We start from the raw sequence: 13,041 nt of genomic DNA, 5'->3' as shown, positions 1-13,041 counted from the left end.
GACCTCGCCGGCTGCGAACGGTTCGTGGCGTTGGCCGCGGCACTGTCGCCGTCCGACCCGCCGATGCGGTGAGCGGAACTACCGCTTGGTGTAGATGCTCTCGATGTCGTCCGCGAACCTGTCCGCGACGACGTTGCGCTTGATCTTCAGCGTCGGGGTCAGTTCTCCGGTGGCTTCGGTCAGGTCGCGGTCGAGGATGACGAACTTCTTGATGGACTCGGTGTGCGACACCATCGAGTTGGCGTCGTCGACGATCGTCTGCATCGCGGCGCGCAGCGACGGATCGTGCCGCAGGTCGGCGATCGTCGACTCGGCCGGCTTGCCGTTCTCCGCCTTCCAGTTGTCGAACACCTCGGGATCGACGGTCAGCAACGCCGAGATGAAGGTACGTCCGTCGCCGATGACCACGGCCTGCGACACGAGGGTGTGCGCGCGCATGCGGTCCTCGAGCGGGCCGGGCGAGACGTTCTTGCCTCCCGCGGTGATGATGAGGTCCTTCTTGCGGCCGGTGATGGCGACGTAGCCGTCCCCGTCGATCGATCCGAGGTCGCCGGTGCGGAACCACCCGTCGTCGAACGCGTCGGCGGTGGCCGACTCGTTGCGCCAGTAGCCGGCGAACACGACTCCGCCGCTCAACTCGATCTCGCCGTCCTCGGCGATGCGGACGCTGTTTCCTCCCAGGGGCCGGCCCACTGTCCCGATCTTCTGTGCTCCCGGGATGTTGACGGTGTGCGCGGCGGTGGATTCGGTGAGTCCGTACCCCTCGTAGATCGGAACGCCGACGCCCCGGAAGAAGTGTCCGAGGTTGGTGCTGAGGGCTCCGCCGCCGGAGATGGCCATCTCGCACTGTCCGCCCATCGCCTCCCGCAGCTTGCCGAAGACCAGTTTGTCGGCCACCGCGTGCTTGAGCTTCAACACGAGTCCCGGGCCGCCGTGGTCGAGCGACTCGCTGTACTCGATGGCGGTGTCCTCCGCGAACGCGAAGATCGCCGCGTTGAGTTTGCCGCCCGCCGACGCCTTGCTCGCGGCGGCGTCGCGGACCTTCTCGAACACCCGCGGCACACCGAGGATCATGTTCGGCGAATAGCGGGTGAACTGGCCGGACACGGAACCGAAGTCGGCCCAGTGCGCCTGCGAGGCGCCGCCTTCGAAGGCGGCGAGGGACACCGCCCGTGCCAGCACGTGCGCGAGGGGAAGGAACGTGAGGATCCGGTTTCCGGGGCGCGCGGCCTGCTGTCCGATCGACGCGGACAGGATGCCCCGAACCTCGCTGAGGAAGTTGCGGTGGGTCAGGATGCATCCCTTGGGGCGGCCGGTGGTTCCCGACGTGTAGACCAGCGATGCGAGGTCGTCGACACGAATTCCCTCGCGGCGCGCCGTCACCTCGGCGTCGTCGATGCCGGCACCGGCCTCCACGAGATGCCCGACCGCGTCGTCGTCGATGCGGTGGATCGCGCGGAGCGTGTCGGGCATGTCGACGAACAGTTCCGCGTGCGCAGCGGTCTCCACGATTGCGAGGCACGCACCGGAGTCCTCGAGGATCCAACGGATCTGGTCGGTCGACGACGAATCGTAGATCGGTACCGAGACCGCGCCGGCAGCCCAGATGGCGTAATCGAACAACGACCACTCGTAGCGGGTCGCCGACAGCAGCGCGACCCGGTCGCCGGGCTGCACACCCGCCGCGATCAAGCCCTTGGCGACGGCGGTGACCTGCTGGGCGAACTGCGACGCGGTGACCGCGACCCACTCGTCACCCAGCGGGCGCGAGTACATCACCCGGTGCGGAGTCTTCTCCGCGTGGGTGAACACCGTGTGGACGACGGAGTCGTCGTCGGCGACGGTGAACTGGGCGGGTGTCGAATACTCACGCACTGGTAACTCCATCATTCTTGTCGGTCGGAGGTGTGGCCGTGGACTCCACACCCTCTCGGAAGCGTCGCAGGAGACGAACGAACAGCTCGAGGTCATCCTCGCCCCATCCGTCGAGTCCCGCACGGACTTCGTCGTGACGGCGCGCGACCGTCGCGGCGAGCAGGGCGGTTCCCCGCGCCGTCAGATGCAGCGGATGCCCGAGCCGGGTCGGCCCGGTCCCCGCGTCGACCCAGCCTGCGTCGACGCCGTTGCGCAGTTGCCGCGACACCGTCGATCTGTTGACACCGAACACCTCGGAGATGTCGGTGGCCCGGCAACCCGGATTGCGGGCGATGTAGCCGAGCAGCGAGTGCTGCGCAAGGGTCAAGGAGCCGTCGTGGGCGCGTTCACCCGCGGTCAGGAAGCGGACGAGGTAGACGAACTCGTCGTAGACCTCCACCACGTCGGTCCCGGCCGGATCCCCTGCCCGGCGCTTCTGTTGCATGCGGCAACTATAAGCCCGCTGTGGTGCACGCCTCCCCGGGGGCCCGCCCGCGGACCGTCGTCCGCCCGTGGGGCCCGCGCCACATTCCCGGGCAGGCCCGCACGACGGGCGCGCGACGCGAAGCCCGGCGGGCATGGCCGCTAGACTCCCCTCCGGACCGGGAACACGTATCCACGGCACATCGATCCGGGCGGATCCGGCGCCGGTGCGACGACTTCCCGGAACGCGCGAACGACGCGCCGCGCACACGGGAAGGACACTGCCGATGGGGGCTGTGGAGGGGCACCGCCGCGACCTGTTCCGGTACCTCGTCTCCGACGACCACGCCGACCACCTGGCGATCATGTCCTGTTTCGCCGACGAACCGGGTGCCGCCCTGACGGCGACGCAGATCGCCGCGCGGGTCGGCGCACACGGGGGGTCGCTGCCCACCGACGTCGTCGAGAGCCGGTGCCGCAGCCTCCTCCGCTGGGGCAATCTGACTTCGGCGCGGCGCGACGCGCGGGTCGGCTCGGTCGGTGCGTACGTCGACGCGACCCCCCTCTACCGGGCGACGCCCGACGCGCTGCGGGTGCACCGCTCCGCGTCCGTCGCGGCGGCGGTGGACGGCATCCCGGAGGTCACCCGCGAATCCCTGCCGCGCATCGCCGATGCCCTCAGCCGACTCGCAGCCACCGCGGCAGACGGCTCCGTCGACGATCCCCACGGGCTCGCTGCGGAGGTCACCGACGTGTTCGTGCACCATCGGTCGTTCGCCGCCGACATCGCGGATCTGCACGCCCATCTCGGTGCCGCGGACACCCCTCGGGACGACGGTGCCGACGACACCGACGCGACGGCCGGTGAGGCCCTCGCCGAGTACGTCGACATCGTCGCGACGGACGTCGGCCGATACGCGCCGCGCATCGTGACCTCGCTCGAGCGGCTGCGTCCCCATCTCGACGCACTGCTCGGGGCGCTACCCGACCCCGCGCTGCCGGGTGGCCGCGACCGCGCACCGGGTCGTGTCCGCGCCGACTGGGATGCACTCGGCCGCTGGTACCGCGACGACGCGGGTCCGCGGCGGCTGCGCGCAGCAGCCGCCGCCGCACTGGCGCGGTCACGCGCCCGAACCCGCGTCCCGGAATCCGCGGCGGCAGGGTTCTCGCACCGCGCCGACCTGCTGCGACTCGCCGGATGGTTCGCCGAATCCTCCGACGACCGGGCGCACCGGCTGTTCGCCGCCGCGTTCGGGACGTATCCGAGCCGTCACCTGCTGTCGGGGCCCGACGAGCCCGATCCGCGGATCGGTGCCGGAACATCCTGGTGGTTCGCCGATCCGGTGCCGGTCGCGGTGTCGCTGCGCACCCGCGGCGACCGCGCACCGCGCGGGCGCACCGGGCGGCTACCCGACCCGCCCGCGCACATCGACGCCCTCGCCGCCGAAGATGCGCGACTTCGCCTCGACGCGGCCGCGGAGCTGTACGCCACGCCCACACTCCGCGGCGCCCGACTGACCGCTCCCGCACAGGATCTGCTGCTCACCTGCCTGGCGGCGCTGTTCGCCCGGCACCGCGACCCCGACACGCCGATGCGCATCGACGATCCCGAACTGGACCTGTCGGTGCGCGCCGAACCGGGTGCGGACACCGTCGTGCACGGACCCGGCGGAGACCTCGTCGTGCACGGCCTGACGCTGCGCGCGGCCTCGCTCACCGGCAGCGCGACATGAGCATCGGAACCGCCACCCAGGACGCCTCCGGGCGCCGGGACGCGGCCCGCGCACTGCTGCAGCAGCCGATCCTGGTCGCCGCCCGCGATCCCGACACCTTCGCCGTCGTCCGGCGGCACGCGAAAGCCCTGCGGTCGCTGTTCGCCGATCGTCTCGGCTACACGCTCGTCGTCGACACCGAGTTCGCGCGGCTGGTCAAGTCGGCGCCCGGCGACCGAGGGCCCCTCCGGCCGCTACGACGCGCCGACGGCAGCGACTTCGGAGCCGTCGGCTACGCCTACCTCGCGCTGGTGTGCGCGGCGCTGCTCGCTCCCGACGTCGGCTCCCGTGTCACCGTGTCCGATCTCGTCGAGCGCGTCCACGTCGACGCCGACGCGCACGGTATCCGCATTCCCGACGGCAGATCCGAGCGTCGGCATCTCGTCGCCGCCCTGCAGACACTGATGGACTGGGGTGTGCTCGACGAGGCCGATCTGACGTCCACCGACGGGGAACTCGTCCTGTCGGTGTGCCGCGCACTGCTGACCTCCCTGACGGCCGGACCCCTGGATCATCTGCCGGGGCCCGGTCCCTCCGGCGCAGCGGCGGGACGCGAATCGGCCCGTGTGCGCCTCTACCGGCGCCTCGTGGAGGATCCCGTCGTCGACCGCGCCGACCTGGACGCCGAGACCCGCGACATCCTCATCCGCGACCGCGCCGACCTCGCACGCGACCTCGACGAGGACTTCGGGTTGGTGCTCGAGGTCCGCACCGAGGGCGCGCTCGCGTACGACCCCGAGGACGCCCTCACCGACATGTCGTTCCCCGGCGCCGGCACCGTCGAGCAGGCCGGGTTGCTGCTCATCGCCGCGCTGCTCGAAGGCGCGGCCCCCACCCCGGGTGAGGGCCTGCACGTGACCACCGACGTCCTCGACCGTCACGTCCGGGAACTCGTGACCGCCCACGGGCGGACCTGGCGCGGCGAGTTCGTGCGCGATCCGGTGGTGCTTCGACACCACGTGGTGTCGCTGCTCGAACGCCTCGGCCTGGCCCGACCCGACGACACCGGCCTGCTGCTCTCCGCGGCGGCCGCCCGCTACCGCCCCGACCTTCCCGAAGGAAACGGCCCGTGACCCTCCCGACCGACACACGCACCCTCGACGACCCCTCCGCGTCACCGCATCCGTTGCGATGGCGTCTGTCCCGCGCCGGGATCCTCGATGTGTGGCGATACGTCGACGCCGAGTTCGTTCTCAGCGACGGCCGGATGATCCTGCGCGGCAGCAACGGATCCGGCAAGTCGCGGGCACTCGAGATGCTGCTGCCGTTCCTGCTGGACGCCGACCGCAAACGCATGGATGCGACCGGTGCCGGGAAGGTGGATCTCGACGAGCTCATGCGGGTCGGCGCGGACGGTCGCACCAACCGCGTCGGCCACCTGTGGATCGAACTGTCCCGCCCCGCAGGATCGTTGACGATCGGTGCGCAGATCCGGCACAGTTCCTCGGCGCACCGCACCGACGTGTGGTTCTTCACCACCGACCGACGGATCGGCGTGGATCTCGATCTCGTCGACGCCAACCGCGTACCGCTGTCCCGCGACGAACTCGCCGCGCGGATCGGCACGGACCGCATCACCCGCAGCCCCGAAGAACACCGTGATCGTGTCCGCGATCTGGTGTTCGGCCTGCACGGCGACTCCGGCCGCGACCGCTACACCGGGCTGCTGCAGCTGTTGCACACGCTCCGGTCCCCGGACGTCGGCAATCGCATCGACGAGGGCCGCCTGCCGCAGATCCTGTCCGACGCGCTTCCCCCGCTCGACGACCGGGTGCTCGCCGCGGCGGGCGACCGCCTCGACACCCTCGGTGAAACCCGCTCCGCGCAGGAACACCTCGAATCGGCACTCGTCCGCGTGCGCCAGTTCCACGCCGTGTACCGGCGGTACGCGGCAGACCTGCTGCGCACCACCGCAGACGAGGCGCTGCGCGCCGCCGACCGCGTCACCACCGCCCGCACCGAACTCGATACCGCGGTCGGTGACGCCACCGATCTCGACGCGCAGGTCGCCGCCGCCGACACGCGGCTGCGCGAACGCCGGGACCAGCTCACCGAACTCGACCGCGCCATCCGCGGCCTCGAATCCCACGCGCTGTTCCGCCACGCGGACGATCTCGCGCAGCGGGCCGCCGCGGTGGACGCGCTCGGCGTCGCGGCGGACCAGGCCCTGTACGGCGCCCGGCGGGCCCGCGAACTCGAACACCTCGACGTCGACCGCGCCGTCGAACACGCCGACGAACTCACCGCGGCCGTCGCACGCGCCGCGACGTCCCTCGACACCACCCGACGGCACCTGACCTCGGCAGGCACCGGCACCGGTGCCCTGCCGATCGAGATACGTGTCGACAGTGAACGACCCGACCCGCACTCCGAACCCGTCCGCACCGGTCGCGACGATGCCCCCGGGCCCACCGTCCGACCGGCGCCACCGCGCGTGACGCTCGTCCCCGCCGACTGCGACGACCTGCTGCGCATCACCGAGGCCACCGCGGCCGAGGTCCGTCGCCGCGGGGACCGCGCGGCACGGCGATCGGTCGAGGCCCGCCGTCTCGCATCCGTCGAACGCGACGTCCACGACGCGGAGGCCGATGCCGACCGCGCCGGTCGCGACGCGGAACACGCTGTTCTCCTGCGTGATTCGGCTGCCCGTGATGTCGACGCCGCGGCCTCGACCTTCGGGCACCACTGGCGGAGGTGGATCACCTCCGACCGCACGGCGCGGCTGCTACCGGACCTGGCGCGGGACGGTGCCGCGGTGATGCGTCGGCTCACCGACGCCCTCGACGCCGTGTGCGAGGACACGTCCTCGTCGGAGGACTCCGACGTCGCAGCACACGAACTCGACGCGGTACTGACCGATCTCGTCGCACGCGCTCGCCGCACCGTGCATCCGCACCCCGAACCGGTCGGTGACACCACCGACGCGGACACCGCGTCCGTCGACCACACCTTCGCGGCCGCGCGCGTCGCGCTGCTCGACGAGCAGCGACGCCTCGACGCCGCCCCGGACGGACCGGACCTCCCCGGACGGTCGTCCGGCGGCACCGGCGTCCCGCTGTGGCAGGCCGTGGACTTCGCCGACACCCTCGGCGACGACGACCGCGCGGGAATCGAAGCCGCCCTGCTGGCCGCCGGGTTCCTCACCGCCACCGTCGACGGTGAGGGTCGACTGCGCGCGCAGACCGGGCAGATCCTCGTGTCGCCGCGCGGAGAACCACCGCGGCAGCCCCTGTCGACGGTCCTGCGGCCGGTCGTGGACGCCGCCGTCCCGCAGTCCGCGATCGCGGCCGTGCTGTCGACGATCGGGTTCGAGGACGCCGCCGCGACCGCGTCGGTCTCGCGTGACGGGCGCTGGCACAACGGAGTCCTGCGTGGACGGCACACCGTCGACACACCGGAGTTCATCGGCGCGGAGTCCCGCGCGGCCGCGTTGTCACGGCGCCGGGTACGTCTCGACGAGATCGCCGCCGAACTGGCCCGGCTGGAGACGATGTCCGCGGAACGGGCCGCCCGACGCCGAACCGATATGCACCGCGAGCACGAACTCGTCGATCATCTGATGTCGGTGCCGTCGTCACGCGCTCTCGTGGCGGCCGTCGCACGCCACCGCGCGCACCGCGACCACGCCGCGCTGCGCACGGACACCGCGGCCGCGGCCCGCACCCGCGCCGCCGACCTGCGGACCCGGTGGGCGGACGATCTGAACACGCACCGCACCGCCTGCGCCCACTTCGGGTTGCCCACCGGCGTCGACGAACTCGACGCGGTCGTCGCGGCGTGCACCGCCGCCGACCATGCGTGCACCGCGCTGCGGCGCGATCTCGGCTCCGTCGCGGCTGCTCGATCGCGGTTCGTCCTCGCCACCGAACGCGCCGAGCAGGCCGCCGGCTTCCGCGCGGAAGCCGAGGACGAGGCCGAATCCCGATGGCATCGGTGGCACGACCGCGCCGCACAGGTCGCCGCACAGTCCGAAGCCGTCGACGTGGACGTCGCGGCGCTCGCCGACGAACTCCGCGAATCCGAGGCCGCCCGCGCCCGCACCGACGAACAGTGCCGGCGGACACTCGCACACCGTGAGGAACTCGCCAAGGAGGTCGCCGAGGTACTCCAGCGGACCGCTGCGGCGCGGGAACGACTCGTGGCACGTCGCGACGACCTGACCGCCGCCGCGACGACACTGGCGAACCGACTGTCGGTACCGGCGCTCGTGGCGGCGGCGGCCGTGCAGGCCGAGCCACCCACCCGCCTCGACGACCCGCAGCAGGTCGCGGCGGTCGCCGACACCGTCCTCGCCGCGCTACCCGCGACCACCGGCACCGACGGCAACCGCGTGCTCACCGCCCTGCAGCGGTTCGACCGCGAGCTGTCCGACCGGCTCGACGTCACCCACACCGTCGACGACGGCGTGCACGTGGTTCGGGTGTCGGGGGCCGGGACCGACACCACCCCGACCGGGGTGCTGGCCTGGCTGTCCGAACAGGCCGAGCAGGGCCGGCTCCTGCTCGCCCGACGCGAACACGATGCGTTCGCCGGGTTCGTGCTCGGTGGAGTGGCCGACGAACTGCACCGCCGGATCGGGCAGGCCGAGAAGCTGATCGCCGCGATGAACACGAGCCTCGCCGACAGTCGCACCAGTCACGGCATCGGGGTCCGGATCGGCTGGCGGCCGGTCCGCGAGGACGCCGACGCCGCACGCATCACCGAGCTGCTGGCCGGGGCCGGGAGGCTCGGGGGCGACGGCGACGACGATCTCATCGAGATGCTGCGGCGCCGCGTCGAGGAATCCCACGATGCCGATCCCGCCGCCGGGTACGCCGAGCACCTCGCCCGGGCGTTGGACTACCGGTCATGGCACACCGTCGACGTGACCATCCTCGGCCCCGAACCCGATCAGGAGCGACGCATTTCGAAGCGCGCCAAGATCTCCCAGGGCGAAACCCGGTTCGTGTCGTACGTGACGTTGTTCGCGGCGGCCGACGGCTACCTGTCCGGACTCCCGGACACCGACCGGGCGCTGCGGCTGGTGCTGCTCGACGACGCCTTCGCGAAGATCGACGAACCCACCATCGACGAGTTGATGGGCCTGCTGGTGCGACAGGACATCGATTTCGTGATGACGGGGCACGCCCTGTGGGGGTGTGTCCCCCAGGTTCCGGCGTTGGACATCTACGAGATCCGGCGCACCGCCGACGGGGCGGCCGCGGCCACCCGGGTCCACTGGGACGGACGGGCCCGCAGCGTCCGCCCCGCGGCGGGGACGGTGCCGCCGGGCGGCGTCGTCACCACCGCGATACCGCGCCACGGCCGTCACGGTCGCTGACAGCCCGTCGCTGCCGGTCGGGGGTCGCCCGACGCACCTGCACGAGCACGATGGGACGTCGATCGGGACGAAACGCACCCCGACCACTAGTGTCTGTGAGACCCATCACATGCAGGGAGAAGCCATGGCAGCGCCGAGCCCGACCATCCTCCTCGACCGCGTCGCACACTGGGCGCGGACCATTCCCCACTCCCCCGCCGTCGAACACCTCGACCGCTCGCACACGTGGAGCGACTGGCATGCGCGCCTGCGGCGCCTCGCCGGCGCCCTCGCCGCCGCGGGTATCGGCCCCGGCGACACCGTGGCGTTCGTCGACAAGAACAACCTCGCCTGTCTCGAGGTCACCTACGCGGCGTCGGCGCTCGGCGCGGCGAACGCCGTCCCCAACTTCCGACTCGCCGACGACGAGATGACCTACGTGCTGCGCGACGCGAACGCCCGGATCCTCTTCGTCGGCGCCGAGTTCGCGGACGCGATCAGCGGGATCCGCCCGCATCTCGGCGCGGTGGAGAAGGTGGTCGTGGTCGGCGGTGAGCACGACGAGTTCGACGCGTTCCTCGCCTCCGGCGACCCCGCGTTCGAGCACTCGGACGTGGACGTGGACACCACGGCGCTGCTGTTGTACAGCTCCGGCACCACCGGACGCCCCAAAGGGGTGCAGTTGACGCACCGTAATCTCGCCGCGCACGCCGACGCCGTGCTGTCCGTGCTGCCGTTCCGCGACGACGACTGCCTGCTGGTGGCGATGCCCCTGTTCCACGTGGGTGGCAGCTGCTACGCGATCATGGGTCTGCACGACGGTCGGCGGTGCGTCTTCACGAGGGAAGCGGACGCACCGTCGCTGTTCGCGGGTATCGCGGCCGGCGCGAACATCGCGTTCGTCGTGCCGCCGGTGATCGCCGGAGTCCTCGCCGCCGGCGAACCGGCGATCAGTGCGTTCGGCCGGCTCACCCGCATCACGTACGGCGCGGCGCCGATGCCACTGCCGCTGTTACGGGCGGCGCTGGCAGCGTGGCCCGACACCGAGTTCGTCCAGGTGTACGGGATGACCGAACTCGCCGGGGTGATCACGGCGCTCCTGCCCGATGTCCACCGCGATCCGACCCAGGAGACCCGGATGGCGTCGGCGGGCACCCCGCTACCGGGCATCGCCGTGCGGGTCGTCGACCCGGCCACGAACACCGACGTCGAGCCCGGTCGCGTCGGTGAACTGTGGTGGAAGTCGGAGCAGACCACCCCCGGATATCTGGGGCGCCCGGATGCGACACGGGAAGCGATCGTCGAGGACGGGTGGCTTCGCAGCGGCGACATGGGTCGCGTCGACGACGGCGGGTTCGTCTTCGTCGAGGACCGGCTCAAGGACATGATCATCAGCGGCGGCGAGAACGTGTACTGCCCGGAGGTGGAGCGGGTCCTCGTCGAACATCCCGCGGTCGCCGACGTCGCGGTGATCGGGGTGCCCGACGAGAAGTGGGGGGAGACCGTCAAGGCCGTGGTCGTCCTGACCGCCGACCGGGAGGCCGACGAATCCGAACTCCTCGACCACACCCGCGCACATCTCGCCAAGTTCAAGTGCCCGACCAGCATCGACATCGTCGACGAGTTGCCGCGCAACCCGACCGGCAAGATCCTCAAGCGGACGCTGCGCGCACCCTACTGGCAGGGCCGCGAACGCAGCATCTGACCGGTGTCCGGCCCGGGGCCACCGTGGCCCCGGGCCCGGGACGTCACCGGACGGTCAGTTCACCCGGCGCAGCAGCGCGGCCAGAGCCTGGCCGCCGCCGATGCACATCGTGACGATGCCCAGTTCGAGATCGCGACGGACCAGGTCCTTCGCGACGCGCACGGTGAGGATCGCGCCCGTGGCGCCGACGGCGTGGCCGAGCGCGATCGCACCGCCGTACGGGTTGGTCTTCTCGGGATCGAGCTTGGCGTCGCGGATCACCGCGATCGCCTGCGACGCGAATGCCTCGTTGAGCTCGATCGTGTCGATGTCGGACGGTGAGGTTCCGGTCTGCGCGAAGAGCTTCGCCAGGGCCAGGGTCGGCGCGTATCCCATCAGGGCCGGATCCATGGCCGCGGTCGCGACGGATTCGAGGACGACCGATCCGCTCAGACCGCGTTCGCGGGCCACGGACTCGCGGGCGAGCACGACGGCGCCGGCACCGTCGTTGATGCCGGAGGCGTTGCCCGCGGTCACCGTGCCGCCCTCGACGAACGCGGCGCGGAGCCTGCCGAGCACCTCGAGGGTGGTGTCCGGCTTGGGGTGTTCGTCGACGGTCACGGTGACGGGCCTGCGGCCACCGACCTCGACGGGAACGATCTCTTCGGCGAACGCGGCCTTCGCGGCGGCGGTGTCGGCGCGGCGCTGCGATTCCAACGCGAACTCGTCCTGCTGGTCGCGGCCGACCCCGTACTCGCGGGCGACGTTCTCGGCGGTCACACCCATGTGCTGACCGCTGAACGGGTCGGTGAGCATGCCGACGGTGCCGTCGACGAGTTCACGGTTGCCGAGTTTGTATCCGCTGCGCGCACCGAAGTCGTAGAACGGCATCCGCGACATGTTCTCGTCGCCACCGGCGACGGTGATGTCCGCGCCACCCCAGCGCATCTCCTGCGCCGCCGACCACACGGCCTGCAGTCCCGAGCCGCACAGCCGGTTGACGGTCAACGCGGGCGTGGAGAGGGGAAGGTCGGCGGCGAGGGCGACGCGCCGCGCGTTGTACGCGTCGGCCCCCACCTGACCGATGCAGCCCATGACCACCTCGTCGATGTCGTCGGGTGCCACGCCCGAGCGTGCGAGCGCGGCGCGCACCGCGGTGGCACCGAGTTCGTGTGCGGGCACGTCCTTGAACGCGCCGCCGAAGCTACCTACGGGGGTACGGGCACCGTCGACGATGACGATCCGGTCCTCAGTGGTCATGTCTGTCATCCCATCTGATCGAGCACGGTACGGCGGTCCCGAGTCGGCCCGGCCGCACCGCCGGGTGGCGGGTTCTCTCCGTGCACGGTACGGCACGCAGTGCCGCCGGTAGCCGTCGAATCGCCCTGTCGGGCGACCCCGACGGAACGTCGTGAACCACCCGCACCGGACCAAGCACACATTCACGGCACACGCCAGAGTGATCTTTGCCATAGCCGACGGCCGGCGGCGCATCACCCCAGATCACACCGCATTTGCGGGGTCGTGGGACCCCCTGTGTGGCGGTGTCGCAGAAAAAAGCTGTACGGGGGAGTAACACCTGTCCGGCCGGACACGACACAATCGATGACGATTGAGACGAGACCGGAGGAATCTGCATGACTGTCCAGCTTGATTCGCCTGGCATCGAGCGCGCCGCAGCCCCGTCGGCCGACACCGAGATCGGTCAGCTCTTCGACCAGATCCGCGACCTCGACGCCCACATCGTGGAGGCGATCAAGCGGCGCTCCGAACTGTCCCGACAGATCGGAGCCGTGGCCACGGAGACCGGCGCCACCCGTGAGGCGCAGGCCAACGAGATGGGTGTCCTCGATCGCTTCGCCGAACTCGGCAGCGACGGCACCACCCTCGCCATGACGCTGCTGCGACTGGGCCGCACCCGCCGCGCCTGACACCGGCAACGCACGAGC

8 protein-coding genes are annotated in these 13,041 nt (G+C 71.3%); 5 read left to right on the top strand and 3 right to left on the bottom strand.

Features of this window, described 5'->3' with window-relative positions; all coding sequences use genetic code 11:
- Window positions 1–78: 78 nt before the first annotated feature.
- Together LDQ05_RS17315 and LDQ05_RS17310 are read right to left on the bottom strand one after the other, a co-directional pair.
- Window positions 79–1,875, bottom strand: a complete 1,797-nt coding sequence (locus LDQ05_RS17315) for an AMP-dependent synthetase/ligase (RefSeq protein WP_226438192.1) — start codon at window positions 1,873–1,875, stop codon at window positions 79–81.
- Complete coding sequence (locus tag LDQ05_RS17310) at window positions 1,868–2,359, bottom strand: MarR family winged helix-turn-helix transcriptional regulator (RefSeq protein WP_226438191.1); 492 nt, start codon at window positions 2,357–2,359, stop codon at window positions 1,868–1,870. The genes LDQ05_RS17315 and LDQ05_RS17310 overlap by 8 nt, the downstream gene beginning before the upstream one ends.
- Window positions 2,360–2,624: 265 nt before the next feature.
- On the opposite strand from LDQ05_RS17310, the gene LDQ05_RS17305 reads away from it, so the two are divergent.
- The 4 genes from LDQ05_RS17305 (at window position 2,625) to LDQ05_RS17290 (ending at window position 11,113) form a co-directional block, all read left to right on the top strand.
- Complete coding sequence (locus LDQ05_RS17305; protein ID WP_226438190.1) at window positions 2,625–4,070, top strand: DUF2397 domain-containing protein; 1,446 nt, start codon at window positions 2,625–2,627, stop codon at window positions 4,068–4,070.
- Complete coding sequence (locus LDQ05_RS17300) at window positions 4,067–5,182, top strand: TIGR02678 family protein (protein WP_226438189.1); 1,116 nt, start codon at window positions 4,067–4,069, stop codon at window positions 5,180–5,182. Before LDQ05_RS17305 ends, LDQ05_RS17300 begins: the two co-directional genes overlap by 4 nt.
- Window positions 5,179–9,429, top strand: coding sequence for a TIGR02680 family protein (locus LDQ05_RS17295; protein WP_226438188.1), 4,251 nt, complete (start codon window positions 5,179–5,181; stop codon window positions 9,427–9,429). The genes LDQ05_RS17300 and LDQ05_RS17295 overlap by 4 nt, the downstream gene beginning before the upstream one ends.
- 124 nt (window positions 9,430–9,553) lie before the next feature.
- Window positions 9,554–11,113 (top strand): long-chain-fatty-acid--CoA ligase, encoded by a 1,560-nt coding sequence (locus LDQ05_RS17290; protein ID WP_226438187.1) that lies wholly within the window; start codon window positions 9,554–9,556, stop codon window positions 11,111–11,113.
- Window positions 11,114–11,167: 54 nt separating this feature from the next.
- Here the strand turns inward: LDQ05_RS17290 and LDQ05_RS17285 are convergent, their stop codons facing one another.
- Complete coding sequence (locus LDQ05_RS17285; protein ID WP_226438186.1) at window positions 11,168–12,352, bottom strand: thiolase family protein; 1,185 nt, start codon at window positions 12,350–12,352, stop codon at window positions 11,168–11,170.
- Window positions 12,353–12,729: 377 nt separating this feature from the next.
- On the opposite strand from LDQ05_RS17285, the gene LDQ05_RS17280 reads away from it, so the two are divergent.
- Window positions 12,730–13,023, top strand: a complete 294-nt coding sequence (locus tag LDQ05_RS17280) for a chorismate mutase (protein WP_226438185.1) — start codon at window positions 12,730–12,732, stop codon at window positions 13,021–13,023.
- Window positions 13,024–13,041 lie beyond the last annotated feature (18 nt).

The sequence above is a fragment of the Rhodococcus yananensis genome (assembly GCF_020515525.1).
Taxonomy (GTDB): domain Bacteria; phylum Actinomycetota; class Actinomycetes; order Mycobacteriales; family Mycobacteriaceae; genus Rhodococcus; species Rhodococcus yananensis.
Note: the sequence above shows the minus strand (reverse complement) of the source record. Positions and strands in the feature narration are given on the sequence as shown.

Coding starts and splice junctions, on each gene's coding strand:
- LDQ05_RS17310 (WP_226438191.1), bottom strand. CDS start 2,359: ATGCAACAGAAGCGCCGGGCAGGGGATCCGGCCGGGACCGACGTGGTG.
- LDQ05_RS17305 (WP_226438190.1), top strand. CDS start 2,625: ATGGGGGCTGTGGAGGGGCACCGCCGCGACCTGTTCCGGTACCTCGTC.
- LDQ05_RS17300 (WP_226438189.1), top strand. CDS start 4,067: ATGAGCATCGGAACCGCCACCCAGGACGCCTCCGGGCGCCGGGACGCG.
- LDQ05_RS17290 (WP_226438187.1), top strand. CDS start 9,554: ATGGCAGCGCCGAGCCCGACCATCCTCCTCGACCGCGTCGCACACTGG.
- LDQ05_RS17285 (WP_226438186.1), bottom strand. CDS start 12,352: ATGACCACTGAGGACCGGATCGTCATCGTCGACGGTGCCCGTACCCCC.
- LDQ05_RS17280 (WP_226438185.1), top strand. CDS start 12,730: ATGACTGTCCAGCTTGATTCGCCTGGCATCGAGCGCGCCGCAGCCCCG.